The 26,920-nt window shown below is 42.0% G+C and carries 30 protein-coding genes and 5 tRNA genes; 16 read left to right on the forward strand and 19 right to left on the reverse strand.

Annotated elements, in window-relative coordinates; all coding sequences use genetic code 11:
* Positions 1-82: 82 nt before the first annotated feature.
* The gene (locus NYR63_RS08035) at positions 83-385 is read right to left on the reverse strand and encodes a helix-turn-helix domain-containing protein (RefSeq protein ID WP_279457068.1); all 303 of its coding nucleotides are present in this window, start codon (positions 383-385) and stop codon (positions 83-85) included.
* Between the two features lie 234 nt (positions 386-619).
* Positions 620-1,189 (reverse strand): Dps family protein, encoded by a 570-nt coding sequence (locus NYR63_RS08040; RefSeq protein WP_279457069.1) that lies wholly within the window; start codon positions 1,187-1,189, stop codon positions 620-622.
* Positions 1,190-1,504: 315 nt separating this feature from the next.
* Here NYR63_RS08040 and NYR63_RS08045 point away from each other — a divergent pair, with 315 nt between their 5' ends.
* From NYR63_RS08045 to NYR63_RS08055, 3 genes are all read left to right on the forward strand, one after another.
* Positions 1,505-2,194, forward strand: a complete 690-nt coding sequence (locus NYR63_RS08045) for a pirin family protein (protein ID WP_279457070.1) — start codon at positions 1,505-1,507, stop codon at positions 2,192-2,194.
* A 139-nt stretch (positions 2,195-2,333) separates the two neighbouring features.
* A complete protein-coding gene (locus NYR63_RS08050; RefSeq protein WP_005598736.1) occupies positions 2,334-2,606 on the forward strand; it encodes an ACT domain-containing protein in 273 nt (90 codons plus the stop codon).
* Between the two features lie 12 nt (positions 2,607-2,618).
* Entirely contained in the window at positions 2,619-3,974 is a 1,356-nt protein-coding gene (locus NYR63_RS08055; RefSeq protein WP_279457071.1) for a PFL family protein, read from the forward strand.
* A gap of 109 nt (positions 3,975-4,083) precedes the next feature.
* On the opposite strand, the gene mnmE is transcribed toward NYR63_RS08055, so the two are convergent.
* Positions 4,084-5,442, reverse strand: a complete 1,359-nt coding sequence (mnmE, locus tag NYR63_RS08060; protein WP_279440713.1) for a tRNA uridine-5-carboxymethylaminomethyl(34) synthesis GTPase MnmE — start codon at positions 5,440-5,442, stop codon at positions 4,084-4,086.
* A 124-nt stretch (positions 5,443-5,566) separates the two neighbouring features.
* Positions 5,567-6,067, reverse strand: coding sequence for a thiol peroxidase (gene tpx, locus NYR63_RS08065; protein ID WP_279457072.1), 501 nt, complete (start codon positions 6,065-6,067; stop codon positions 5,567-5,569).
* A gap of 142 nt (positions 6,068-6,209) precedes the next feature.
* Here tpx and NYR63_RS08070 point away from each other — a divergent pair, with 142 nt between their 5' ends.
* From NYR63_RS08070 to accA, 3 genes are all read left to right on the forward strand, one after another.
* Positions 6,210-6,935 carry a 1-acylglycerol-3-phosphate O-acyltransferase gene (locus NYR63_RS08070; protein ID WP_279457073.1) on the forward strand — a complete coding sequence of 242 codons (726 nt, stop codon included), beginning with the start codon at positions 6,210-6,212 and terminating at the stop codon, positions 6,933-6,935.
* Positions 6,936-6,945: 10 nt separating this feature from the next.
* The gene (locus NYR63_RS08075) at positions 6,946-8,358 is read left to right on the forward strand and encodes a multicopper oxidase domain-containing protein (RefSeq protein WP_279457074.1); all 1,413 of its coding nucleotides are present in this window, start codon (positions 6,946-6,948) and stop codon (positions 8,356-8,358) included.
* Between the two features lie 117 nt (positions 8,359-8,475).
* Positions 8,476-9,429: an acetyl-CoA carboxylase carboxyl transferase subunit alpha gene (accA, locus tag NYR63_RS08080; RefSeq protein WP_279457075.1), complete on the forward strand. Its 954-nt coding sequence runs from the start codon at positions 8,476-8,478 to the stop codon at positions 9,427-9,429.
* Between the two features lie 127 nt (positions 9,430-9,556).
* On the opposite strand, the gene NYR63_RS08085 is transcribed toward accA, so the two are convergent.
* A tRNA-Thr gene (locus NYR63_RS08085) sits at positions 9,557-9,632 on the reverse strand.
* 100 nt (positions 9,633-9,732) lie between these two features.
* Between NYR63_RS08085 and pdxY the strand changes: the two genes are divergently transcribed.
* A complete protein-coding gene (pdxY, locus tag NYR63_RS08090) occupies positions 9,733-10,593 on the forward strand; it encodes a pyridoxal kinase PdxY (protein ID WP_279457076.1) in 861 nt (286 codons plus the stop codon).
* Between the two features lie 210 nt (positions 10,594-10,803).
* On the opposite strand, the gene tuf is transcribed toward pdxY, so the two are convergent.
* From tuf to NYR63_RS08115, 5 genes are all read right to left on the reverse strand, one after another.
* Complete coding sequence (gene tuf / locus NYR63_RS08095) at positions 10,804-11,988, reverse strand: elongation factor Tu (protein WP_009875214.1); 1,185 nt, start codon at positions 11,986-11,988, stop codon at positions 10,804-10,806.
* 113 nt (positions 11,989-12,101) lie between these two features.
* Positions 12,102-12,177: transfer RNA gene (locus NYR63_RS08100), tRNA-Thr, on the reverse strand.
* Between the two features lie 3 nt (positions 12,178-12,180).
* Positions 12,181-12,255 (reverse strand) — tRNA-Gly (locus NYR63_RS08105).
* 44 nt (positions 12,256-12,299) lie between these two features.
* Positions 12,300-12,384 (reverse strand) — tRNA-Tyr (locus tag NYR63_RS08110).
* Between the two features lie 36 nt (positions 12,385-12,420).
* Positions 12,421-12,496 (reverse strand) — tRNA-Thr (locus NYR63_RS08115).
* 246 nt (positions 12,497-12,742) lie between these two features.
* Here NYR63_RS08115 and coaA point away from each other — a divergent pair.
* The 9 genes from coaA to NYR63_RS08160 all read left to right on the forward strand — a co-directional run bounded on the left by coaA (position 12,743) and on the right by NYR63_RS08160 (position 18,611).
* Positions 12,743-13,693, forward strand: coding sequence for a type I pantothenate kinase (coaA, locus tag NYR63_RS08120; protein WP_279457077.1), 951 nt, complete (start codon positions 12,743-12,745; stop codon positions 13,691-13,693).
* Between the two features lie 120 nt (positions 13,694-13,813).
* Positions 13,814-14,359 (forward strand): DsbE family thiol:disulfide interchange protein, encoded by a 546-nt coding sequence (locus NYR63_RS08125; RefSeq protein ID WP_279457078.1) that lies wholly within the window; start codon positions 13,814-13,816, stop codon positions 14,357-14,359.
* Entirely contained in the window at positions 14,337-14,828 is a 492-nt protein-coding gene (locus tag NYR63_RS08130) for a cytochrome c-type biogenesis protein (RefSeq protein WP_279457079.1), read from the forward strand. Before NYR63_RS08125 ends, NYR63_RS08130 begins: the two co-directional genes overlap by 23 nt.
* On the forward strand, positions 14,828-15,742 hold the full coding sequence (gene ccmI / locus NYR63_RS08135; RefSeq protein ID WP_279457080.1) for a c-type cytochrome biogenesis protein CcmI: 915 nt from the start codon (positions 14,828-14,830) through the stop codon (positions 15,740-15,742). Before NYR63_RS08130 ends, ccmI begins: the two co-directional genes overlap by 1 nt.
* A gap of 70 nt (positions 15,743-15,812) precedes the next feature.
* On the forward strand, positions 15,813-16,397 hold the full coding sequence (gene mog / locus NYR63_RS08140) for a molybdopterin adenylyltransferase (protein WP_279457081.1): 585 nt from the start codon (positions 15,813-15,815) through the stop codon (positions 16,395-16,397).
* A 120-nt stretch (positions 16,398-16,517) separates the two neighbouring features.
* The gene (glnB, locus tag NYR63_RS08145; RefSeq protein WP_039198472.1) at positions 16,518-16,856 is read left to right on the forward strand and encodes a nitrogen regulatory protein P-II; all 339 of its coding nucleotides are present in this window, start codon (positions 16,518-16,520) and stop codon (positions 16,854-16,856) included.
* A 79-nt stretch (positions 16,857-16,935) separates the two neighbouring features.
* Positions 16,936-17,418: a signal peptidase II gene (gene lspA, locus NYR63_RS08150; RefSeq protein ID WP_279457082.1), complete on the forward strand. Its 483-nt coding sequence runs from the start codon at positions 16,936-16,938 to the stop codon at positions 17,416-17,418.
* A complete protein-coding gene (ispH, locus tag NYR63_RS08155; RefSeq protein WP_279457083.1) occupies positions 17,419-18,363 on the forward strand; it encodes a 4-hydroxy-3-methylbut-2-enyl diphosphate reductase in 945 nt (314 codons plus the stop codon).
* On the forward strand, positions 18,363-18,611 hold the full coding sequence (locus NYR63_RS08160; protein WP_279457084.1) for a succinate dehydrogenase assembly factor 2: 249 nt from the start codon (positions 18,363-18,365) through the stop codon (positions 18,609-18,611). Before ispH ends, NYR63_RS08160 begins: the two co-directional genes overlap by 1 nt.
* 67 nt (positions 18,612-18,678) lie before the next feature.
* Here NYR63_RS08160 and NYR63_RS08165 read toward each other — a convergent pair whose 3' ends face one another.
* The 9 genes from NYR63_RS08165 to frdA all read right to left on the reverse strand — a co-directional run bounded on the left by NYR63_RS08165 (position 18,679) and on the right by frdA (position 26,912).
* Positions 18,679-19,278, reverse strand: a complete 600-nt coding sequence (locus NYR63_RS08165; RefSeq protein ID WP_279457085.1) for an NAD(P)-dependent oxidoreductase — start codon at positions 19,276-19,278, stop codon at positions 18,679-18,681.
* Positions 19,278-21,095, reverse strand: a complete 1,818-nt coding sequence (gene hutW, locus NYR63_RS08170; protein ID WP_279458547.1) for a heme anaerobic degradation radical SAM methyltransferase ChuW/HutW — start codon at positions 21,093-21,095, stop codon at positions 19,278-19,280. Before hutW ends, NYR63_RS08165 begins: the two co-directional genes overlap by 1 nt.
* 158 nt (positions 21,096-21,253) lie before the next feature.
* A complete protein-coding gene (locus NYR63_RS08175) occupies positions 21,254-21,871 on the reverse strand; it encodes a glutathione S-transferase family protein (RefSeq protein WP_279457086.1) in 618 nt (205 codons plus the stop codon).
* Positions 21,872-21,942: 71 nt separating this feature from the next.
* Positions 21,943-23,193, reverse strand: coding sequence for a diaminopimelate decarboxylase (gene lysA, locus NYR63_RS08180; RefSeq protein WP_279457087.1), 1,251 nt, complete (start codon positions 23,191-23,193; stop codon positions 21,943-21,945).
* A 122-nt stretch (positions 23,194-23,315) separates the two neighbouring features.
* Positions 23,316-23,429, reverse strand: coding sequence for an LPS translocon maturation chaperone LptM (lptM, locus tag NYR63_RS08185; protein WP_012263268.1), 114 nt, complete (start codon positions 23,427-23,429; stop codon positions 23,316-23,318).
* A 178-nt stretch (positions 23,430-23,607) separates the two neighbouring features.
* On the reverse strand, positions 23,608-23,952 hold the full coding sequence (gene frdD, locus NYR63_RS08190) for a fumarate reductase subunit FrdD (protein WP_279457088.1): 345 nt from the start codon (positions 23,950-23,952) through the stop codon (positions 23,608-23,610).
* Positions 23,953-23,964: 12 nt separating this feature from the next.
* A complete protein-coding gene (gene frdC, locus NYR63_RS08195; RefSeq protein WP_215578156.1) occupies positions 23,965-24,357 on the reverse strand; it encodes a fumarate reductase subunit FrdC in 393 nt (130 codons plus the stop codon).
* An 8-nt stretch (positions 24,358-24,365) separates the two neighbouring features.
* Positions 24,366-25,100 carry a succinate dehydrogenase/fumarate reductase iron-sulfur subunit gene (locus NYR63_RS08200; RefSeq protein ID WP_015674339.1) on the reverse strand — a complete coding sequence of 245 codons (735 nt, stop codon included), beginning with the start codon at positions 25,098-25,100 and terminating at the stop codon, positions 24,366-24,368.
* Positions 25,101-25,112: 12 nt separating this feature from the next.
* A complete protein-coding gene (gene frdA / locus NYR63_RS08205) occupies positions 25,113-26,912 on the reverse strand; it encodes a fumarate reductase (quinol) flavoprotein subunit (protein WP_005598820.1) in 1,800 nt (599 codons plus the stop codon).
* Positions 26,913-26,920 lie beyond the last annotated feature (8 nt).

Consider the following 26,920-nt stretch of genomic DNA (forward strand, 5'->3'; position numbering starts at 1 on the left):
GAAGAATGATGATAACTAAAAACAAGCAATCCATTTTAATCTCCTTTAAAATTTTTCAAAATGGATTGCTTATTTTATTAAGCTAGAGTTTGTAAATTACCGATTTTCCGGAAGGCAACGCCACCGCAATTTGTAACTTTCCGCCGATAGCGTCAATATAACGTTGAATGGAAGATAATTTTATATCCGTTCCCCGTTTCTCTAACGCCACAACGGAAGGCTGACTAATCTGTAATTTATTCGCGATTTCTTGCTGGGTGATTTGCAATTCTTCACGTAAATGACTTAATTTTAAATCCAAACACATCGTCGTTTCCTCGGCAAATGTTTTCAGACGATTGAGTTTATTATGCTTTAAAATTTCTCTTAGCTTTTTTTCTTTCATTTTGATAACCTCTTTTTTAGTGCAACAAACATAAATTGTAATCAATTCAAAGCCAGTCCCGAACCCTAAAGGATAAATAGCAAAAATGCACGAAGAAAATATTAATTTTGCGATCTAGATCGCAAAATTGAAAAAAATAACTTGCATTTTACCAAAAATTAAAGCGGTCGATTTTTTTGCAAAAATTGCATTAAAATCGACCGCTTATTTAGCAGGATACCATCAAAATTTTAGTTAGATATGGCCGTTACCGCTATCTAAATGCGCACGGATAAACCATTGTAATTTCTCTAATGCACGTGTTTGTGCCACTAATAAATCTTCACTAATCGGATCTAAATGGCCGTTATGCTCAAGTACTACGCGATGCGCTTCGATATTATGTGAATAATAGGAATCGATCATTTTTAAGTGTTCCTGTACCGTTGCACGACCTAACGGGTATTCCGGTGTCTGACGGGTTGCAACTAAATTACCCGATAAGCCGTTCGGCGCTACGCCTAAAGTTGCCATACGTTCTGCAATTTCATCCACAAACTCACGTACTTCATTAACTTGACTATCCAACATTTCGTGAACGCCGATAAAATTGTTTCCGACCACATTCCAGTGTACGTGTTTCAAAATCATTGCCAATTCATTTAAACCTTGTAAACGCATTTGTAACGCATCGGCAATCAAATGACCGGTAGAAACGGTTAAACCCGGAACGGTGTGAGTAGCATTTTTATTTACGTCTGCGCTAAGTGCTTGTGCTTGAGTATCTAAAGTTAATACTGGGAAAGTAATAGTGTTAGTTGTCATAATTTACACTCCTATTGATTTCTTTTTCATCATTTAACTGGGCAAATTATGAGTAATCTTATCTATTCTGTCTAATTGTTATTACTGATAAGTACGATAGGAATTAATAGCTAAGACTAATTAAAACTGGTTATATAAATAGATTTTTTCTATTAATGATTCTGAAATTCATTCTCAAAAAATTTAATTATTAACCAATAGTAAATAGTTATTCAATAGATTCTATATTTATCTACTAATATTCTCTATTTAGAATAGCCGCCATCGACAAGCGGTCAAATTACCGCAAAAAACAACGAATTATAGGAGTATAAAATGTTACAAGTAAGAAAAGCACACGAACGAGGCGACGGTTCATTTGACTGGTTGGAAAGTTATCATACGTTTTCTTTTGCCAATTATTATGATCCGAAACATATCTATTTTTCACATTTACGAGTGATCAATGAAGATTTTATCGCACCGGCACGCGGTTTCGGTATGCACCCGCACGATAATATGGAAATCCTCACTTATGTATTAAACGGACGTGTAGCTCATAAAGACAGTATGGGTAATAAAACTGAAGTTAAAGCCGGAGAATTCCAAATTATGTCGGCAGGTACGGGTATTTTCCACTCGGAAATGAATCCAGATTTAGAGGAAACGCTACATCTTTATCAAATCTGGATTATGCCGAATCAAAAAGACGTAACGCCTCGTTATAGCCAAGATAAATTTGCCGATCGTGAAGGCGGTACGTTAATTCTATCACCGACTGCCGAACAAGGATCATTTAAGATTTATCAAGATATGAAATTATGGCGTTATCAATATGCGACAAACAAAAATGCGCAAATTGAATTGGATAGCAACCGTTCGTATTGGTTACAAGTAGTCAAAGGTCAATTAAATGTAAATGGGACACCACTTGAAACAAGCGATGCGTTAGGGATTCGAGCCGAGCAATTACTTACGATTCAAACCGATAGCGACGTTGAGTTTTTATTATTTGATTTAGTCTAAATATTAACCACGGAATTTATTCCGTGTTTTTTTTCTTATTACTTGCGCAAACGTTTGCGCAAACTGGCTGGTCAAATAATTAAAACAGCGTTATACTCATTCTTCCTATCTAATAATATGCAAACTCGAGGAAGCAACAATGAGCAATTCAGTAATTACTGTTATCGGAAAAGACCGTGTAGGTATCGTGTACGACGTATCGAAAATTTTAGCGGAAAATCAAATTAATATCGTAAATATCAGCCAACAGCTAATGGACGATTTTTTCACGATGGTGATTTTGGTGGATACGACAAAATGTGCTAAATCCTTTCCGGAATTAGCCGAGTTTTTCACACAAGAAAGCAAAAAATTGGCGTTAGATATTCGTATCCAAAACGAAGAAATTTTCAAAGCGATGCACCGTATTTAAGGGAGTGGAGAAATGAGTATTCAATCCAGCGAAATTATTGAAACGATAAAAATGGTCGCCGACCAAAACTTTGACGTGCGAACCATTACCATCGGTATCGATTTACACGACTGTATCAGTGCCGATATCGACCAGTTAAACCAAAATATTTATCAAAAAATTACTACGGTCGGCAAAGACTTAGTCGAAACCGCCAAAATCCTTTCCGCCAAATATGGCGTACCTATTGTTAATCAGCGTATTTCCGTTACCCCTATCGCACAAATTGCGGCGGCAACTAAAGCGGATTCTTATGTGTCTATCGCACAAACACTCGACCGAGCGGCAAAAGCGATCGGCGTATCTTTTATCGGCGGTTTTTCTGCATTAGTGCAAAAAGGCATGTCACCTTCCGATGAAGTTTTAATTCGCTCGATTCCGGAAGCAATGAAAACCACCGATATCGTATGTAGCTCGATCAATATCGGATCAACCCGTGCTGGGATTAATATGGATGCGGTAAAACTTGCCGGCGAAACGATTAAACGTACCGCTGACATTACTCCGGAAGGTTTCGGCTGTGCCAAAATTGTGGTGTTCTGTAATGCGGTGGAAGATAATCCGTTTATGGCGGGTGCATTCCATGGTTCAGGCGAAGCGGATGCGATTATTAACGTGGGGGTTTCAGGCCCGGGTGTGGTGAAAGAAGCGTTAGAAAATTCAAATGCGACAACCTTAACCGAAGTGGCGGAAGTAGTGAAGAAAACCGCATTTAAAATCACCCGTGTCGGTGAATTAATCGGTCAAGAAGCGTCCAAAATGCTGAATATTCCGTTCGGTATTTTAGATTTATCTCTGGCACCAACACCGGCAATCGGTGACTCCGTCGCACGTATTTTAGAAGCGATGGGCTTAAGTGTATGCGGTACGCACGGCACAACCGCTGCATTAGCATTATTAAACGATGCGGTGAAAAAAGGCGGTATGATGGCATCAAGCTCTGTGGGCGGCTTAAGCGGTGCATTTATTCCGGTTTCGGAAGATGAAGGAATGATTGCGGCGGCAGAGAGCGGTATTTTAACCTTAGATAAATTGGAAGCGATGACTGCGGTTTGTTCGGTCGGCTTAGATATGATCGCCGTACCGGGTAAAACACCGGCACACACTATTTCCGGTATTATCGCCGATGAAGCGGCAATCGGTATGATCAACAGCAAAACCACAGCGGTGCGTATTATTCCGGTCACCGGTAAAGATGTCGGCGAAAGCGTGGAATTTGGTGGCTTACTCGGTTATGCGCCGATTATGCCGGTTAAAGAAGGCTCTTGCGAAGTGTTTGTGAATCGTGGCGGACGTATTCCGGCACCGGTTCAATCAATGAAAAACTAATGGCTATTTAGCCTTCACGCTTATAACAAAGCGGTCAATTTCAGTAGGAATTTTGCAAAAAATCTGGAGAAATTGACCGCTTGTTTTTTTATATCTTACTTTCTTGGACTTATTTACCGATACAGAATGAGCTGAAAATATTACCTAGCAGATCATCCGAAGTAAATTGACCGGTAATTTCGCTTAACGCATTTTGTACCATACGCAATTCTTCTGCGAGTAATTCGCCGGCAAAGAATTGGGTTAATTGGATATGGCCACGTTCTAAATGCTCTGCCGCGGTTTCCAATGCTTGTAAGTGACGGCGGCGAGCTAAGAAACCACCTTCGGTCGAGCTTTGGTAGCCCATTGATTTTTTGAGATGCTCACGCAGTAAATCTACACCCACTTTGGTTTGTGCCGATAAACGAATCAAAGTAAAGCCGTCCAACTCTTGCAAGCCTTCAGCCTCGCCGGATAAATCCACTTTGTTACGAATTACGGTGACCGGAATATTTTGCGGTAATTTGGCTAAAAAGTCCGCCCATTCGGTCTTAAAGGCTTCCGCCGTTTGTTCGGTACTGTCGATCATCAATAAAACGTGATCCGCCTGTTCGATCTCATCCCACGCACGTTGGATCCCGATACGTTCCACTTCATCGCTCGCTTCGCGTAAACCGGCGGTATCAATAATATGCAACGGCATACCGTCAATATGAATATGTTCACGCAATACGTCACGGGTAGTGCCGGCGATATTGGTCACAATCGCCGCTTCTCTGCCCGCCAAAGCATTTAACAGGCTCGATTTACCGGCATTCGGACGACCGGCAATCACTACTTTCATCCCTTCACGCAAAATCGCACCTTGTTTCGCTTCTTTGCGTACACCATTCAGCTGACGAATAATATCGTTTAAATGCCCTTCAATTTTGCCATCCGCTAAAAAGTCGATTTCTTCATCGGGGAAATCAATCGCTGCTTCTACATAGGTACGCAGATAAATGACCGAATCAACTAGCTGATTAATTTTATTGGAAAATTCGCCTTGTAGCGATTTTAACGCCGAACGTGCCGCCTGTTCGCTGGTCGCATCAATTAAATCGGCGATCGCTTCCGCTTGGGCAAGGTCGAGTTTATCGTTTAAAAACGCTTGCTCGGAAAACTCACCGGCACGGGCAATACGTACGCCTTTAACCGCTAAAATGCGTTTCAGTAAAATATCTAAGATCACTTGACCGCCATGCCCTTGCAGCTCTAACACGTCTTCGCCGGTAAACGAATTCGGCGCTTTAAAGAACAACGCAATGCCTTGGTCTAACACAGTACCGTCTTGATCTTTAAACGGCAAATAGTTGGCAAGACGAGGTTTTAGCTCTTTGCCCAACACTTCTTTCGCCACCTCTTGAGCCAGCGGCCCCGAGATGCGTAAAATGCCCACGCCCCCACGACCAATCGGGGTTGCCTGAGCAACAATCGTATCTTTCATTCGGTATCCCTTCTTATTAAAGAAGCGGTCGTTTTTGCAAAAAAATTCGCAAATCGGACCGCTTGTAATCGTTTTATTATACCATAAAACGGAAGGTACTACATTTTATGATTTGGCTTTATGTTTAAGCTAATACGGCTAATGCCGCTTCGTAATTCGGTTCGTTTTTAATTTCGGAAACCAATTCGCTGTGTAACACACGATTATTTTCGTCTAACACGATAACGGAACGTGAAGTTAAGCCGGCAAGCGGACCGCTTTGAATATCAACGCCTAATGCGTTATGTACCGCTTTATTACGGAATGTTGAAAGGGTTTGTACGTTCTCAATGCCTTCCGCGCCGCAAAAACGCGCTTGTGCAAAAGGTAAATCGGCAGAAATACAAAGTACCACGGTATTCGCTAAATCAGCCGCTTTTTGGTTAAATACACGTACTGAGGTCGCACACACACCGGTATCGATACTTGGGAAAATATTTAATACTTTGCGCTGTCCGGCAAAGCTCGCTAATGCGACATTTTCCAAGCCGTTATTGACTAAGCTGAAATCGGCAACCGTATCGCCTACTTGTGGGAAGATACCGGCAACGGAGATTGGATTACCCATTAAAGTTACATTACTCATCTTAAACATCCTCTGGTTGAAAAGTAAAACTAATATAACGGCTTTTATTCTGCATTTAAACCTTTTAATAAAATAAGTAAAATTTGCTATACTTTGGTAAATTTTTAAGAAGCGCAAGCTTCATTCAAACTCAAGGCTATTTATGTTAAAACTTCTTCGTATTATTTTGATCGCTATCCTTGCGATTCTGATTTCTCTTATCGGAACGCTGTATGCTTTTGCTCGTTTTCGCCATCCGAATTCGGTCGGTGTGGTCGCCAAAATGTATTCCATGATGCACCATTTGGTTGGACTAAAAGTCATTTATCGTCCTCGTCCGGACTTTAACCAATCGGCGATTTATATCGCCAATCACCAAAACAATTACGATATGCTCACCATTGCCGGTATGGTGCCGCCTCGCACGGTGACTATCGGTAAAAAAAGTCTGATTTGGATTCCGTTTTTCGGTTTGGTGTACTGGGCGACCGGTAATATTTTTATTAATCGTGAAAAACGCAGCAGCGCAATCAGCACGATGAATAAAGTCGGTGAAATTATTCGCGAGCGTCAAATTTCGATTTGGATGTTCCCGGAAGGTACTCGCAGTAGAGGCAGAGGTTTATTACCGTTTAAAACCGGCGCATTCCATACCGCAATTGCCGCCGGCGTGCCGATTGTGCCGATTGTCTGTTCTTCGCTACACCATAAAGTCGATTTAAACCGTTGGAATAACGGTGTGGTCATTTGCGAAACCTTAGAACCGATTGATACCAGCGGTTATAACCGTGACAATATTAAAGAACTAATCGAAAAAAGTTATGCGATGATGTCGTCTAAAATTGAAGCGTTAGATGCGGAAATTGCCGAATTAGAAGCTAAGAAATAAAGTAATCAAGATGATGAATCTGACCAGAAGACAATTACTTAAACGTTCTGCGGTTGCCGTGACTATGTTTTCTTCGCCTAAAACCTTATGGGCGGCGGAACGCCAACCGCTAAAAATCCCACCGATTATTGACGTCGGTCGAGGTCGCCCCGTGCGTTTGGATTTACGCCCTGCGCAAACGCAATTTGATAAAGGCAAATTAGTTGATGTATGGGGGGTAAACGGTCAATACCTCGCCCCGACCGTACGAGTTAAATCCGATGATTTCGTCAAACTGACTTATGTAAATAATTTACCGCAAGCGGTTACGATGAATATTCAAGGGTTATTGGCTCCGACTGAAATGATCGGTTCTATCCATCGTAAATTGGAGGCTAAAAGCAGCTGGTCGCCGATTATCTCGATACATCAACCCGCTTGTACCTGTTGGTATCACGCCGACACGATGCTCAATTCGGCCTTCCAAATTTATCGCGGTTTGGCGGGATTATGGATTATCGAAGACGAGCAAAGTAAAAAGGCGAATTTACCGAATAAATACGGTGTAAATGATATTCCGCTGATACTACAAGACCAACAACTCAACAAACAAGGCGTACAGGTTTTAGATACCAACCAAAAACAATTCTTTGGTAAACGTCTATTTGTAAACGGTCAGGAATCCGCTTATCACCAAGTCGCGCGCGGTTGGGTACGCCTACGTATTGTAAACGCTTCGCTTTCTCGCCCTTATCAATTACGATTGGATAATAATCAACCGTTACATTTAATTGCGACCGGTATCGGTATGCTAGCGGAACCCGTGCCGTTAGAGAGTATTACGCTTGCCCCTTCGGAACGGGTGGAAGTACTGGTTGATCTCAACGAAGGTCAAACCGTTTCTTTGATAAGCGGTCAAAAACGGGATATTTTTTACCAAGCGAAAAGCCTCTTTAGTGACGATAACGAACTAACCGACAACGTGATTTTGGAACTTCGCCCGGAAGGTATGGCGGCAGTGTTAAGCAACAAACCGAGTTTACCGCCGTTTGCGACGGAAGATTTTCAATTAAAAATTGCTGCAGAGCGTCGCTTAATTATACGCCCGTTCGATCGGCTGATTAACCAACAACGTTTTGATCCGAAACGGATTGATTTTAATGTAAAACAAGGCAGTGTCGAACGTTGGTATATTACCAGTGATGAAGCGGTCGGATTTACCCTGCAAGGTGCAAAATTCCTGATTGAAACCCGTAATCGCCAACGTCTGCCGCATAAGCAACTCGCATGGCGTGATACGGTTTGGTTAGAAAAAAATCAAGAAGTCACCTTGTTAGTTCGTTTTGATCACCAAGCAAGCGCACAATTACCCTTCACCTTTGGTATCTCGGATTTTATGCTGCGTGACCGAGGTGCGATGGGACAATTTATCGTTACCGAATAAGCGGTCGGATCTGTCACAAAAATTGCAAAAAAATTGAAAAAAATAACCGCTTAAATACCTATTTAACCTGTATCACTGGTAGAATAGATAGAATTTTCTGAAAATAGGACTTAGACAATGAGCCAAGAATATTTAGATTTTGAATTACCGATTGCCGAATTGGAAGCGAAAATCGAATCGCTCCGTGCGGTCAGCGAGCAAGACGGTAAAATCGACCTTGATGATGAAATCAAACGCTTACAGAAAAAAAGCGAAGAACTGACGAAAAAAACCTTTGCCAATTTAGACGCGTGGCAAGTTTCTCGTATGGCACGTCACCCGAATCGTCCGTACACCTTAGATTATATCGAACATATTTTCACGGAATTTGACGAACTTGCCGGTGATCGTGCGTTTGCGGACGATAAAGCAATCGTCGGCGGCATCGCTCGCCTTGACGGACGTCCAGTGATGGTCATTGGTCACCAAAAAGGCCGTACCACCAAAGAAAAAGTGAAACGTAACTTCGGTATGCCGGCACCGGAAGGTTATCGTAAAGCATTACGTTTAATGGAAATGGCGGATCGTTTTAATATGCCGATTATCACCTTTATCGACACCCCGGGAGCTTATCCGGGTATCGGTGCGGAAGAACGCGGTCAGGCGGAAGCCATCGCACGTAACTTACGTGAAATGGCACAATTAAAAGTGCCTGTGATCTGTACGGTTATCGGTGAAGGCGGTTCCGGCGGTGCTTTAGCTATCGGTGTAGGCGATAAAGTCAATATGCTTCAGTACTCGACTTATTCGGTTATTTCTCCGGAAGGCTGTGCTTCAATTCTGTGGAAAAGTGCCGAAAAAGCCTCAACGGCGGCAGAAGTTATGGGCTTAACCGCACAACGTTTAAAAGAGTTAAACTTAATCGACAGCATTGTTGCGGAACCGCTAGGCGGTGCGCACCGTGATGTTGCACAAATGGCGGAAAATCTTAAACAACAAATCTTGGCCGATTTACAAGACTTAGCTCCGCTCGGTACGGAAGACCTATTAGATCGTCGTTATCAACGTTTAATGAGCTACGGCTACGTATAAACAAAAGAGAAAACAAGCGGTCAAATTTTTGCAATTTTTTGCGAATATTTGATCGCTTTTTTATACACAAAAATCTTAAATTGACTATTTTTGAATGAATAAGAAGATATTCGGAAGTAAGAAAGAATGGTGCCGACTACCGGAATCGAACTGGTGACCTACTGATTACAAGTCAGTTGCTCTACCTACTGAGCTAAGTCGGCGTTTCTTGAAAAGAGGCGTTATTATAGTTTTTTCGTTTAAAGTTACAAGTCTGTTTTGTTAGATTTTTATACATTCAAAAATAAAAAAGGAGTTAATTGAATGAAAAACATTCTGTCTATTCAATCTCATGTGGTTTATGGCTACGCCGGCAATAAATCCGCTACCTTTCCAATGCAGTTGCTAGGTGTCGATGTTTGGGCATTGAATACCGTACAATTCTCTAATCATACTCAATACGGTAAATGGAAAGGTATGGTAATGCCGAAAGAACAAATCGGTGAAATCGTTCAAGGGATTGATGAGATTGGCGAATTGACAAAATGTGATGCGGTACTTTCCGGTTACATCGGCTCGGCCGAACAAGTGACAGAAATTGTAAACGCATTTCATACGGTGAAAAGCCGTAATCCGAATGCGATTTATCTATGCGATCCGGTAATGGGACATCCGGATAAAGGCTGTATTGTTGCCGACGGAGTAAAAGAAGGGTTAATAAAACAGGCAATGGCACATGCTGATATTATTACCCCGAATTTAGTCGAATTAAGAGAATTAAGCGGCTTAACCGTAGAAAATTTTGAACAAGCGATTGAAGCGGTCAAAGTAATTCTAACCAAAGGACCGAAAAAAGTTTTAGTGAAACATTTAAGTAAAGTCGGTAAACAAGCGGATAAATTTGAAATGCTATTTGCGACAAATGAAGGTATGTGGCATATTAGTCGCCCATTATATCCCTTTGCTAAGGAACCGGTAGGTGTAGGCGATCTGACTGCGGGTTTATTCTTAGCGAATTTATTGAACGGTAAATCGGATATCGAAGCCTTCGAACATACGGCTAATGCGGTAAATGACGTAATGGAAGTAACGGCAACCTCGGGCGTTTACGAATTGCAAATTATTGCGGCTAGAGATCTTATCCTCGCACCACGCAGCCAATATAAAGCGATAAAAATCGCTTAATCAAAATCTCATAAAAATCAGACCGCTTATTGCACAACAAGCGGTCTTTTTCATTGCTTTTTCTTTCGTCTCTCATGATTTTCCGCGTATTTATTCATAACCGGCATAACTAATCCGTTACCTTAATACCCATCATAAAAAACAAAAAGGCGTGTCTTTCAACACGCCTTCTCTTTAGCATTTCACTTCAAATATTAAGCTAAAACTTAATTATTTGATGATTTTCGCTACAACGCCCGCACCTACTGTACGACCACCTTCACGAATCGCAAAACGTAAACCTTCGTCCATCGCGATTGGGTGAATTAAGCTTACAGTCATTTTGATGTTGTCGCCAGGCATTACCATCTCAACACCTTCAGGTAATTCGATTGTACCTGTTACGTCTGTTGTACGGAAGTAGAACTGTGGACGGTAACCTTTGAAGAATGGAGTATGACGACCACCTTCTTCTTTTGATAATACGTAAACTTCTGATTCGAAGTCTGTGTGTGGAGTAATTGTACCCGGTTTCGCTAATACTTGACCACGTTCGATTTCTTCACGTTTTGTACCACGTAATAATGCACCAACGTTTTCACCCGCACGACCTTCGTCTAATAATTTACGGAACATCTCAACACCAGTTACGGTTGTTTTCGTAGTTTCTTTGATACCTACGATTTCAACTTCTTCACCTGATTTGATGATACCACGTTCAACACGACCTGTTACTACCGTACCACGACCAGAAATTGAGAATACGTCTTCGATTGGTAATAAGAATGGTTTATCAATCGCACGCTCTGGCTCTGGAATGTATGTATCTAAGTGGTGTGCTAACTCAAGAATTTTTTCTTCCCACTCCGGCACGCCGTTTAACGCTTGTAACGCTGAACCACGTACGATTGGTGTATCGTCACCCGGGAAGTCATATTGAGAAAGAAGTTCACGTACTTCCATTTCTACTAATTCTAATAACTCTTCGTCATCTACCATGTCGCATTTGTTTAAGAATACGATGATGTATGGTACGCCTACTTGGCGACCTAATAAGATGTGCTCACGAGTTTGTGGCATTGGGCCGTCTGTCGCTGCTACTACTAAGATTGCACCGTCCATCTGCGCCGCACCGGTAATCATGTTTTTAACATAGTCCGCGTGTCCCGGGCAGTCTACGTGTGCGTAGTGACGTGTTTCCGTATCGTATTCAACGTGTGAGGTGTTGATGGTGATACCACGCGCTTTTTCTTCCGGCGCGTTATCGATTTGGTCGAATGCACGTGCCGCACCACCGAAGTGTTTCGATAATACAGTCGTGATCGCTGCTGTTAAAGTTGTTTTACCATGGTCAACGTGGCCGATTGTACCCACGTTAACGTGCGGTTTTGTACGTTCAAATTTTTCTTTAGACATTTTAAAAAGCCTCTTAAACAAACACGGTTACAAATGGTACATAACCACATTAACCAAATGTAGAAATTGTTAATAAATTTAAGACATTGAAGAGATGAAATTAGAAGAATAACTGGTGCTGATAGGCGGATTTGAACCGCCGACCTCACCCTTACCAAGGGTGCGCTCTACCAACTGAGCTATATCAGCGCTTGGAGCGGGCAGCGGGAATCGAACCCGCATCATTAGCTTGGAAGGCTAAGGTAATAGCCATTATACGATGCCCGCTGTTCTAAATTCGTCTGTCCGATGTGCGATTCAATTAGAAGAAATGGTGGAGGGAGAAGGATTCGAACCTTCGAAGGCTGAGCCAACAGATTTACAGTCTGCCCCCTTTGGCCGCTCGGGAATCCCTCCACGATTAATTGAATACTTATTTACAACATGCGATAATGGTGCCGACTACCGGAATCGAACTGGTGACCTACTGATTACAAGTCAGTTGCTCTACCTACTGAGCTAAGTCGGCGTTGCGTTGTCGTAAGCAAGTGAGGTGCATTATAGGGAAATTTTAAAAGCGCGCAAGTATTTTTTTCAAAAAAATTAAAAAATCTGTTTTTTCGATTGCTTAGTAAACAAAATGATTGTTTTTTAGATATTTTACTTGTTTTTCTTAAGATAAAACGTCCTATTTTTAGATTTATATTGTATATTTGTATCCAAGCTTTTCTTAAGAAAAGCATACTATTGCATCGGAAAACTAGAGAATTTGGCTATGAGCCTGCAAAAATCAAACAAAATCACACCTTTTTTAACTTTTGATCGTCAAAAATGGGCGGAATTACGTAAATCCGTTCCATTAAAATTGACCGAACAAGACTTAAAACCACTACTCGGTTTTAATGAAGATCTTTCCTTAGATGAAGTAAGTACCATTTATTTACCGCTTGCTCGTTTAATTAACTACTATATTGAAGAGAATCTGAAGCGTCAGACCGTTTTACATCGTTTTCTTGATGTAGCTTCACCAAAAGTACCCTATATGATTAGTATTGCCGGCAGCGTTTCGGTCGGTAAAAGTACCTCGGCTCGTATTTTACAGGCATTATTATCGCAATGGCCGACCGAGCGTAAAGTTGATCTGATTACGACGGACGGTTTTCTATATCCGTTGGAAAAATTACAAGAAAAAGATTTGCTCAAACGAAAAGGCTTTCCCGAATCGTACGATATTCATCGTTTGATTCAATTCGTTTCCGATATTAAATCGGGCAAACGCTATGTCCAAGCGCCGATTTATTCACACTTAACTTACGACATCATTCCTAATCAATATAATGTGGTGGATCAACCGGATATCGTGATTTTGGAAGGGCTAAACGTACTGCAAAGTGGTATGAATTATCCGTCAAGTCCGCATAACGTCTTCGTATCGGACTTTGTTGATTTTTCTATTTACGTAGATGCCGATGAAGATTTACTCAAAGAATGGTATGTTAATCGTTTTTTAAAATTCCGTCGCAGTGCGTTTTCTGATCCGAATGCTTATTTTCATCATTATTCAAAACTGTCGGAACAAGAAGCGATTCAAACCGCTTCAACCATTTGGGATGAAATCAACGGCTTGAATTTAAAACAAAACATTTTGCCGAGCCGCGAGCGCGCCAATTTAATTCTAATCAAAGGCGAAGACCACGCAATCCAAACGGTGAAGCTTCGTAAATAAAATGAAAAACGTAACGCCGTATAGTTAAAATACCGAAAATTAATAGGCGATTAACCGCTAAATTTTTGTTAAGCTAACCGCCTGTTTTTGTAAAATTTCACCGAAAAAAGACCGCTAATTATGAATAAAAAACTGTTACTTCCTCTAATTATTTTTTTAGGGCTCACCGTCACCTTTATGGTACAACTTTCTCGTAATGCGCAGGGCGACGATCCTAAAAAGCTAGAATCCGCTTTAGTCGGTAAAACGATCCCCGATTTCCGCTTGGAATCCTTATTGGACGAAAAACAAATGTTAGACCAGAATGTGTTAAAAACCGGTACGCCTCGCTTATTAACCGTTTGGGCGACGTGGTGTCCGACTTGCTATGCCGAACACGAATACTTAACGTTACTGGCTAAACAAGGAGTAGAAATTGTCGGTGTGGATTATAAAGACGAACGCTCAAAAGCAATGAAATTCCTCGCCAGTTACGGTAATCCGTACAAAGCGAATATCTATGATCCGAAAGGCTCTTTAGGCTTAGATTTAGGTGTTTACGGTGCGCCCGAAACCTTTATCATTGACGGTAAAGGGGTTATCCACTACCGCCACGCCGGTGATGTGAATGATCAAGTATGGAATCAAGTATTAAAACCGATTTATGAAAAACTTAAGCAGCAATAATATGAAAAAACTGTTATCTCTTTTTATTTTAGCCGGCTCAGTAGCGATTGCCGCACCGGTTGAATTTAACCAGTTCGACACGCCGCAACAAGAAGCGGATTATCATAAGTTAATTCAAGAACTGCGTTGTCCGCAATGTCAAAATAATAATATCGCCGATTCGAATGCCACGATTGCCACCGATATGCGTGTAAAAACGTTGGAATTGCTTAAACAAGGTAAAAGTAAAGATGAAGTGGTGAATTATATGATTGAGCGTTACGGTAACTTCGTAACGTATGATCCGCCGCTGACACCGGCAACCATCTTACTTTGGGTTTTACCGGTAGCATTATTACTACTTGGTTTCGGTTTAATTTGGGGACGGAAGTCCAAAGTAAAACAAGCGGTTAAATCCGAACAAAATTCTGCAACGGCAGAGATTGATCAGGCACGTTTAAATCAAATTCTTAATAATAAGGACGACTAATGAATTTTTGGATCATTATTGCGATAGTTACGCTCGTTATCTGTTTAATTGCGTTCTATCCGTTACTAAAAAAGACCGTCAAAAGTGATTCCACTAAACGTGACAGCTTAAATAAAGCCTTCTATTTAGATCGTTTAAAAGAAGTTGAACGTGAAGCGAACGAAGGGGTAATTGACGATCCGGAAAAAACCAAATTGGAACTTCAACAAAGTTTGTTGGACGATATTCCCGAACAAGTGCAAGCGCAACAGCTTCAACAAAGTAAGTCGGGTAAAGCCTGGTTTGTCGGTTTACTGTTAGCCGTAGGTGCTATCGGTACCGCAGCTTATGTGAGCGTCGGTTCGTGGCAAGCGGGCAATATGATTGATATGACCCATAAGAAATTGGAATACTTCTATGAGCGTATCAAAGACGAAGATACCAATCCGTTATCCGAACAAGAACTAAATCAATTTGCGATGGCATTGCGTGTAGAGCTGCAAGAGAAACCGAATGATGCCAAAGGTTGGTTTATGTTAGGTCAAATCGGTATGGCGAAAGATGACGGTCAATTAGCACTGGAAAGCTATGAAAAAGCCAGCAAATTAGACCCGAAAAATCTGCAATATAAAGGCAGTTATGCACAAGTGCTGATGTTCTCGCAAGATCAAGCGGATAAAGATAAAGGTAAAGAGGTGTTAAAAGAAATTCTACGCCAAGACCATACCAATTTAGATGCACTTAGCCTACTTGCTTTCAGCTCCTTTGAAGAGCAAGACTACAAAATGGCGGCAATGACTTGGGGAATGATGTTAAAACTGATCCCTGAAGGAGAACCGCGCCGTGCGACGGTTGAAAAAAGTATCAACATGGCAATGTCAATGCTGAAAGAACAAGAAAATAAACAACCGGCAAAAGCGGAAGATAAAAAATAATCTATTTTGCTAAAATTCAATATGAATACGGGCGGGTTTTATACCCGCCCTAAAATTACAAGGGATAAAAATGTTAAGTAAAGATAAATTAAAAATCGGCTTGGTTTCCGTTTCAGACCGAGCTTCCGGCGGAATTTACCAAGACCAAGGCATTCCTGAGTTACAAGCCTGGTTGGAATCCGCATTAACTGAGCCATTTGAAGTTGAAACACGTTTAATTCCGGACGAACAAGCTGTAATTGAGCAAACATTGATTGAATTGGTCGATACACACCATTGCCATTTAGTCTTAACCACCGGCGGAACAGGACCGGCAAAACGAGATGTTACGCCGGATGCAACCCTTGCGGTGGCACACCGAGAAATGCCGGGCTTCGGCGAACAAATGCGTCAAGTGAGCCTGCATTTTGTACCGACCGCAATTCTTTCTCGCCAAGTCGGTGTTATTCGTCACGACTCACTGATTTTAAATTTACCAGGGCAGCCGAAAGCGATTAAAGAAACCTTGGAAGGAGTGAAAAACGTGCAAGGCAATACGCTGGTACGAGGCATTTTTAGTGCCGTGCCTTATTGCTTACAACTACTAAGTGAAATTTATATCGACACTCACCCTGAAATCTGCGAAAGTTTCCGCCCGAAATCAGCGAGAAGATAATCTTTAAAACCACGGAACACACTGATAACTCGGAAAACTAAACAAGCGGTTAAATTTACTGAGAATTTTACATTCCGAGTAATCTGCGTTTTCCGTGGTAATTTGAAATAGGAACTTATTATGAAAAAAATCGAAGCGATTATTAAGCCGTTCAAACTGGATGATGTGCGCGAGGCATTAACCGATGCGGGTATTACCGGTATGACCGTCACCGAAGCGAAAGGCTTTGGCCGTCAAAAAGGCCATACCGAGCTTTATCGCGGTGCGGAATATGCGATTGATTTTCTACCGAAAATTAAACTGGAAATCGTAGTAGCGGATGACCAAGTAGATGCTTGTATCGAAGCGATTATCGATACCGCACAGACAGGTAAAATCGGCGATGGTAAAATCTTTATCTATGATGTCGAGCGAGTGATTCGTATCCGTACCGGTGAAGAAAACGAAGACGCTATTTAGTGAGTGGTGTTTATCTCTCCCCTTATAAAAGAAAAACAACTTGTGAAGTATTTAGCATTAACATTCAAATAGGAACACTATGAAACAAACCGGCATCAAATGGTTGTGGCTGAGTTTAGCGACGATTATTATTGATCTATGGACAAAGTACCTTGTGGTACAACGCTTTGATCTGTATGAAAGTGTAAACGTATTACCCGTTTTTAATTTAACTTATGTACGCAACTATGGCGCGGCGTTCAGCTTTTTAGCCGACCACGGCGGCTGGCAGAAATATTTCTTCTTAGGGCTGGCGATTGTTATTTCACTCGGTTTAACAGCGATGCTGTGGCGTAATCAAGCGGTCAAAAAATTGGAAAATTCTGCGTATGCCCTAATTATCGGTGGTGCTATCGGCAATGCGATTGACCGTGCTTATAATGGTTATGTGGTTGATTTCTTTGATTTTTATTGGGATATTTATCATTATCCCGTGTTTAATGTGGCGGATATTGCCATTGTAGTGGGTGCAGGATTGCTCATCTTGGAAGCATTCCTCGACAAAAAGAAAAAGAGTGATTAAATGAATATTTTATTAGCAAACCCAAGAGGTTTCTGTGCCGGCGTTGATCGAGCGATTTCGATTGTAGAACTCGCCCTTGAAATCCACGGCGCACCGATTTATGTACGTCACGAAGTGGTACACAACCGCTTTGTGGTGGACGGCTTAAAAGCCAAAGGTGCGGTATTTGTCGAAGAATTGGATGAAGTACCGGATGATGCGATTGTGATTTTCTCGGCACACGGTGTCTCGCAAGCGGTTCGCCAAGAAGCAAAACAGCGCGGTTTAAAAGTGTTTGATGCAACTTGCCCGTTAGTCACCAAAGTACATATGCAAGTGGCGCGTGCCAGCAAAAAAGGTACCAAAGCGATTTTAATCGGACACGAAGGCCATCCGGAAGTGATCGGCACGATGGGACAATATGACAACCAAGACGCTGGCATTTTCTTGGTGGAATCGGTTGAAGATATTGCAAAACTGCCGGTCAGCAATCAAGACGAACTGACCTTTATGACGCAAACCACGCTTTCGATTGACGATACCAGCGGTGTGATTGAAGCGTTAAAAGAGAAATATCCGGCGATTCAAGGCCCGCGTAAAAACGATATTTGTTATGCGACAACCAATCGCCAACAAGCGGTAAGAGAATTGGCGAAGCAATCACAACTGGTATTAGTGGTCGGTTCCAAAAACTCGTCAAATTCCAACCGCTTGGCAGAACTCGCTTCACGTATGGGTGTACCGGCTAAATTGATTGACGGTCCGCAAGATATTGATCCGAACTGGTTGGAAGGTGTAGAAACTATCGGTATTACCGCCGGTGCTTCGGCACCGGAAATTCTAGTGCAATCGGTGGTTGAACATTTAAAAACTTTAGGCGTAACCGGTGTGAGCAATTTAGAAGGTTGCGAAGAAAATATGGTGTTTGAAGTACCGAAAGAACTACGTATTCATGAGGTGAAATAATGGCTGAATTAAATCGTTTTAGAATTGAGTGGGAATGTCGCCGCGGTATGCGCGAATTAGACAAAATGATTATGCCTTTTTACAAGGAACATTTTGATGATTTAAGCGAAGCACAGCAACAAACTTTTGTGGCAATGCTTAAATATACCGATCCGGAATTATTCCGTTGGTTTATGCACCAAGCCCCTGCTCCAACGCAAGAAATGGCTGATTTAATCGAGTTGATTCGCTCTAAAATTGAGCGTTAATCGCTCATCACAAGCGGTCGTTTTTAGTAAAATTTTTGCTAAAAACGACCGCTTTTCGATCCGCTGCTTATTGGCAAACGGATAAGATTTTATGCTTTAATCCTTCGTTTTTAAGTACGGACAAAACCGCATTAGCTAATGCTTTACGGCTCATATAACTGCCGGGTAGTTCCGCTGCATTTTCAATTAAACGGAAGGTTTCGCCTTCGCTCGTATTTAGTCCGCACGGACGTAAAATCGTCCAGTTTAGCGAGCTTTCACGCAGTAAGTTTTCCGCCTGTGTTTTTTCTTGTAGTGCTTCACCCAATACTTGTTTTACCGGCTCAGATAAAAATGCCCATTGTTCGCCGCAACCCATACTGGTAATAAAAATAAAACGAGCGGCAGGTGCATATTTCAGCATGGCACGAATAATATTGATATTACCGGTAGCATCGCTACGTACACCGTCTTTTTTGCCACCGATATAGCTGATCACCACTTTTGGCGAATATTGCTGCATCACCGCTTCACAAGCTTCTAAAGACATCACATCGGCAACAGTTGTTTGACGATCCGCAAAAAACGGATCTGTCGAAGGTTGGCGCAATACCGAGACGATTGGCTGATCAGCCGCCGCCAGTAATGCGCGTCCGGCTAAGCCGTTGGCTCCAAATAATAAAATCATTATTTACCCTTGATTAATTGACGCATAAAATCGATTTGGTTTTGACGTAAGTTACGCGCTTCATCACGTCCGACAAAGATTTTAAACATTGCGCCGCCTTGATGGTTAATAAAGTTAAGCGATACGGTATGTTTGCCCATAAATGGACGCTCAAGTAAATAAATCGCCGCACAGTTTTCATAACGTAGGTGACCGTGTACGCCACCTTCCTGACCGTGGTCGAAGTTGTAAAAACCTCTGCCGATTTGACCGCTTGGTAGCTTGCCGGTGACCTCAACCACTGCATCCGGCGTGTGTGCAATAAAGGTCACCGCATCTTCTAGCATTGCTAACGCTTGCATGATTTCCACAAAACGTGCGCCGTCCGTTTTTATGACCATTTCCGCCGGTAAGCAACTAATCACTTCTTCTAAGCTGCATTGTTTCATACCGGCAACCATTTCTAAAATTTGTCCCGGATTTTCGGCAAGTGATTGACGTAATTCGCTTAATTGTTCTTCACTTAATTTAACCATGCTGTTCTCCTTTTTATCTTCTGTGGGTAACGTGAGCATTAATTTGCGGATCAAGGTCGGTGACCAATATCGACCGCTAATATTCAAGCGAGCGATGCCTTCTTGATCAATGTTTAATAAAGATAATTGCTGCCATTGCATCAGCAATTTCATTGCTTTCGGGTTATGTCTAAATAACTTAATATCCAGATAACCCAGTTCTAAATCGTGTTGCACGACACCAAGCAACGGCTTATTTGCACCGTGTTTACTTAAAAACGATAGTGCTTTCTTATCTGCCGGTGTGTCTAAATAAGTTTGTAGTGTGGAATGTACTTGGAAACTATAACCGCCGAAATTACCGCCTGCACCGGAGCCGAAAGCCAGACACGGCATATTGGATTTAACTAACGTGTTATAACGGTTTCGTTCCCCTCGATTCGGGAAAGCAAAGTGGTTATTACTGACTTGTTGCCAACCGGCTTTTTGTAAATGCTCTACTGCATAAGCGTAATGTTGCGCTTGTACCTCAAAACTTGCGGCGGCAGGCAGAGAACCGTGTTCAATCATTTTATTAATCGGTAAAAACGGATAGTTATTAAACGCATAAATATCCAAACCGGATAACGGCAGGCTACTTGCCACTTGAATATCATTCGCCCAAACTTCATCCGTTTGATTCGATAAACCGAAAATCAAATCGGCAACGACAACCGCATCTAATTCACACAAGGCTTTGAGGTATTCATAAGCCTCTTCACCACTATGTTTACGTCCTAAACGTTTACGAATTTTTGAGTTAAAGGTTTGAATACCGATTGAAATACGATTCACGCCGGCGGCTACGCAAGCACGAGCCTTTTCAATATCAAAATGACTAATACGACCTTCAATCGTAAATTCGCAATCGTCCGCTAACGGTAAATATTGATAGCACGCTTTGATTAAGCGGACTAAATCTTCGGTATCCAATGCGGTTGGCGTTCCGCCACCGAAATAAACCGCTTTGATTTTACCGTTACCTTGGCGGATACCGGCTTCATACGCCAATTCTTCAATCAGTTTATCGGTATAGATTTTACTGTATTCTTGTTTCCACGCATTACGGTAAAAACCACAGAAAATACAGTGACCGGCACAAAAAGGAATATGGAAATATGCTAAACCGTCTTGTTTGAGGGCGTGAACGGCAGCTTGTCCCCATACGTTCTGCCATTCTTGTTGCGGCACCGCTTCACCACCCCAGATCGGCATTAATGCCTGACGTTCAGGGAATGCTTTCGGAGCGGCTTGGCTTGCCTGCCAATTTGTTGTTGTAATCATCATCACTCTCTCGATCTTTAAAAACGAAGAAAGGATTTATACAAAATCTAATTGTAAATGATATTGATTATTATCAATATTTGTCAAGTTAATAAGAATTATTCTTATAAAAAAAGCAGAGGACTTTGCTCTGCTTTTTTTCGTTTATTAATGAAGGGTTAGCCTTTTAAACCTTCGACAAGACGCACCGCATCTACACCGGCATTTGCTTCCACACGCTGCATAAACGGCGAGAGTTGCTCAAGGTGTGAAAAATCTAAGCCTAACATACGGCACCAATTTAACATGATATAAAGATAAACATCCGCCACTGAGATATTTTCACCGAAGAAAATATGGCTTTCTAAATGCTTATTGGCGGTCTCTAATTGATTTAAAATTTGCTCGGCCGCTTGCTGGCGAATCACTCGTGTTAATTCTTCATTCCCTTCCACATAGCTCGGTAAACGGAATAACGGTACAAACGATTTATGCACATCACTATTGAAAAACGCTAACCAACGCGCCGCTTTCGCTTTATCACGCAAAGTTTTACTACCGAATAATTTTGCATCCGGATATTTCTCATCCAAATAATGCAAAATGGCTTGGTTTTGCGAAAGTGCTAAATCGCCGTCCACTAATAACGGTACTGCGCCACGTGGATTCAACGCTAAAAATTCCGCCGATTTAATAAAATCGCGGCTGACTAGTTCCGCTTGATATTCCGCCCCTGTCCATTCTAACGCCACGTGCGGTACGAATGAGCAAGCGCCTTTTAAACAATAAAGTTTCATATCTTTCTCCAAATTTAAAATGTTTCTTCTCTATTTGCTTCAACCGGAAAGTAAAGCAAATGTTCTAGAACTTACGGCAGTAAGTTCTCTAGACGCCATAAGTCCGCAAAACTTGCACGTGCTTTAATTAAATAAGCCTGATCGCCGTCCACCATAATTTCGACCGCTTGAGGACGTGAATTATAGGTTGAAGACATCGCCGCTCCGTAAGCCCCTGCCGAACGCATTGCAATCAGATCGCCTTGTTCAATCGCCAGTTCTCTGCCTTTACCTAAAAAGTCTGAAGTTTCACAAATCGGGCCAACTACGTCATAGACCGCTTTTTCACGTGCAAGTGATTGATCTACCTCGGTAATTTGCATATAAGCTTCATAAAGTGCCGGGCGAATCATATCGTTCATACCGGTATCGACAATCGCAAAATTACGATCTTCATTCGCTTTAAGATATTCCACTTTAGTAACTAAGATCCCCGCATTTGCCGTGATCGCGCGCCCAGGCTCTAAAATGATCTCAAGATCCGCATAGCCTTTTAATTTTTCCAATAATGCTTTGGCGTATTCGGTCGGGTGTGGTGGCTCTTCGCCGTTATACGGCACGCCTAAACCACCGCCTAAATCTAAGTGATGTAACTCAATACCGTCTTCTTTTAATTGTTCCATTAATACAATCAAGCGATCAGTGGCATCTAAAAACGGTTGTAATTCGGTTAATTGCGAACCGATATGGCAATCCATACCGGTAATTTTCACGTTTGGTAACGTTTTGGCTAAACGGTATACCTCACGAGCTTGGGTTACGCTTACCCCAAATTTATTTTCTTTTAAACCGGTGGAAATATAAGGGTGAGTATGCGCATCAACATCCGGATTTACACGCAATGAAATCGGTGCGATTTTACCTAATTGACCGGCAACTTCATTAATGCGGTGTAACTCGGCGATTGATTCGATATTAAAGCAACGAATGCCGACTTCTAACGCACGTTGAATTTCACTGTGTGATTTCGCCACACCGGAAAATACTACTTTACTCGGCTCGCCACCTGCGGCAAGTACACGTTCAAGCTCACCTTGCGACACAATATCAAAGCCCGAACCGAGGCGCGCCATTACATTTAATAAAGCGATATTGGAATTGGATTTTACCGCAAAGCAAATCAAGTGCGGGTGTGCGCCGAATGCTTTATCAAAAGCGTGCCAATGACGCTCAAGCGTGGCACGAGAATAGATATAAGCAGGCGTACCGTGTTGATTGATGATATCTGAAACGGAAACGTCTTCCGCAAAAAGTTGTTGGTTTTTATAATTGAAATGATTCATTAATTTGTCCGTTGTGTTTGAAAAAATAAAACCACGGCAAACTCGCTACACTCGCATTTACAAAAAATCGAATAAATTCGACCGCTTGTTATACGTAGATTTTGAATTACCGTGGTTAGCAATTATTTTGTTTGTTGTTGAGCCGGTTGCTGCTCAGGAAAATAAAGTGGGCCTTTTACACCGCAGGCAGCCAACCCGAACGATGCGATTAACGCCGCTAAAAATAATTTTTTCATCATAAATCCTTGAGAGTAAATCGTCCGTTGATTCTAAAACAAATTGCGGTAATGAAAAAGTAAAAAAGCCGTTTCTCGTATTTTAAAGAAATGGCTTTGCAAGATTTCCTAAAAATTCAACCGCTTATACGACAAAAAAAGCCACCCTGACGGATGGCTTTTATTCACGTTATATTGATTACAGTGCGATTACTGCAAAGAACACAATCACTGAGTAGAGAGCGGATAATCCGTAGAATACCCAGCCACCCGCAGGAAAGTGAATTTTGAGGTCATGTAAACCATGGTGCACACGGTGCATACCAGCCCACATTGGGAAAATGGTAACCGCTAAAATGACTAATTTACCTAACCAGGTGTGCGCAAACGCCACGATATTATCCACCGGCACTAAACCGAGCGGTAATAACACACCTAAAATAAGAAGTAATATCGGGAAGCAAATTGCACTAATTGTACCGCCCGCACTAAACATTAACCATACAGGCGGTTCGTTAGAACGTTTTGGATCTTGTTTATTCATTGCCATTCTCCCCTAGATATAAGTACATACTAATGCAACAAGGCTTACTAAGCCTGTTACCGCCCAAAGTGCATTTTTTAAAATATTCGGATTTACACGTTCGTTTTTAACGATAAAAGTTAAAACTTGCGGTGTCATCACATATAATGTCGCAGCATGGTAAAGTAATGCGGCAATACTGATCACATTTAAAATAAATACAATCGGGTTTTGTAAGAAACTGATAAAACCGTCTAAACTTTCTCCGCCTAAACTGATTACCCCGTGAAGCAATACCAGACAAAACCATACGGTCGCTAAACAAGTCGCTTCACGTACCATATACATTTTATAGAAGCTTGATTTTGTCCACCAATTCGCTTTCATTTCGCGTACATACGCTTTACGTTTAGTTGCTGTTGTCATATTGCCCCCTAGCCTTTTGGTTTAAGCATTGAAATTACGTAATCTTTCGCACTTTCCAATTTACCTTGGTTAATCGCAGAAGCCGGGCCGACATGTTTCGGACATACTTCTGAACAATAACCGACGAAAGTACAACTCCACACCCCGTTTTTAGAGCTTAAGAGTTTCATACGTTGTTCACGACCGTTATCACGGTTATCCAAGTTATAACGGTGAGCAAGGGTAATCGCTGCCGGACCGATAAACTCAGGGTTTAAACCAAATTGCGGACAAGCTGCATAGCATAGACCACAGTTAATACACATTGAGAATTGACGATATTTCTCTAATTGTGCCGGTGTTTGTTTAGTACGCTGACCTTCCGGTGCTTTATTATCGATAACATAAGGTTTGATTGCTTCGATGCTGTCGATAAAGTGGCTTAAATCCACCACTAAGTCACGCTCAATCGGGAAGTTTGCAAGCGGTTCGATTCGCATAAAACCGCTGTAATCACGTAAGAATGTTTTACATGCTAATTTCGGTTTACCGTTTACCATCATACCGCACGAACCGCAGATCGCCATACGGCAAGACCAACGATAAGAAAGCTCAGGCTCAAGTTCGTCTTTAATATAACCGAGTGCATCTAATAATGAAGTTTGGCTGTCGAACGGCACTTCATATTTGTCTAAATGTGGTTCGCTATCTGTTTCCGGATTATAGCGAAGCACTTCGATGGTCATTTTATTTAAATTTGCCATATTATCGCTCTCCTATTTTTGTGCCTGTTCTGCTGCTTTTTTCGCTTTTTCTTGCGCTTCCGCTTCCGCACCGTATACACGTTTTGCAGGTTGTGATTTAGTAATTTTCACATCCGAATATTTAATCGTCGGTGTGCCGTCCGCATTGTAGAATGCTTGGGTGTGTTTTAAGTAATTCACATCGTCACGTTCGGTATAGTCTAAACGTTGGTGCGCACCACGAGATTCTTTACGTTCAACAGCCGAGCAAGCGATTGATTGCGCCACATCTAAGATGAAACCTAATTCGATTTTGTAGAGTAAATCGGTGTTAAACACGCTTGATTTATCTTTTACGCTGATATTTTTGTAACGTTCTCTTAATTCATGGATTTTATTGACCGCACCTTCCATACTTTCTTGAGTACGATAGATACCGCAACCTTCTTCCATTGCGTCACCCATTTGGTTACGAATATCAGACCAAGATTCATTACCTTCTTGACGAGCTAAAGCATGTAAACGTGCAACAACATCTTGTGCTTGCGCATCAATTTGCGCTTGGTTACGAGGACCGGCTTCTTGCGCACGGCGAGCGGCGTTTTCACCAGCCACTTTACCGAATACGACTAACTCTGCTAATGAGTTAGAACCTAAACGGTTTGCACCATGCAAGCCTGAAGAAGCACATTCACCGACTGCAAATAAGCCTTTAATTGAAGTTTCTGCGTGCATATCCACTTCAATACCACCCATTGTATAGTGTACAACCGGACGCACCGGGATTGGCGAAGTTACCGGATCTACACCTTCATAAGCACGAGCTAATTCACAGATAAACGGTAAACGTTCAGTTAAGTGTTTTTCACCTAAATGGCGTAAGTCTAGATGCACTACATCCACGCCTTTTGCGGTTTTTAAAGTGTTACCTTTTTTCCATTCTTGCCAGAATGCTTGTGAAACTTTGTCACGCGGACCAAGTTCCATATATTTGTTTTCAGGTTTACCGATTGGTGTTTCAGGTCCTAGACCGTAATCTTGTAAGTAACGGTAACCGTCTTTATTGACTAAGATACCGCCTTCGCCACGACAACCTTCGGTCATTAAGATACCGGTATTCGGTAAGCCGGTCGGGTGATATTGAACGAATTCCATATCACGTAATGCCACACCGTGACGATACGCCATTGATAAACCGTCACCAGTTACGATACCACCGTTAGTATTGAAACGATAAGTACGGCAACCACCACCTGTTGCGATAACGACTGCATTTGCATTGATTTGAACAAGCGTACCTTCCATCATATTCATCGCAACACAACCGCGAGCTTCGCCGTTGTCGGTTAAAATATCCAACACAAAATGTTCGTCAAAACGGACGATGTTAGGGTATTTGATAGAAGTTTGGAAAAGGGTGTGTAATAAGTGGAAACCGGTTTTATCCGCCGCAAACCACGTACGTTCGATTTTCATCCCACCGAAACGGCGCACGTTTACTTCACCGTCTTCACGACGTGACCAAGGACAGCCCCAACGTTCCAACTGGGTCATTTCAATCGGTGAATGTTCAACGAAATATTCCACAATATCTTGTTCGCATAACCAGTCGCCACCGCCTACGGTATCGTTAAAGTGGTTATCAAAAGAGTCTGTATCTTTGATGACTGCTGCTGAGCCGCCTTCTGCCGCCACTGTATGGCTACGCATCGGATAAACTTTTGAAATTAAAGCAATTTTAAGATTTGGATTTGCTTCCGCTGCTGCGATAGCTGCACGTAAACCGCCGCCGCCAGCACCGATAATCGCGACATCAAAATTAACACTTTGCATAATGCACT

This window comes from Actinobacillus genomosp. 1 (genome assembly GCF_029774175.1).
Taxonomy (GTDB): domain Bacteria; phylum Pseudomonadota; class Gammaproteobacteria; order Enterobacterales; family Pasteurellaceae; genus Actinobacillus.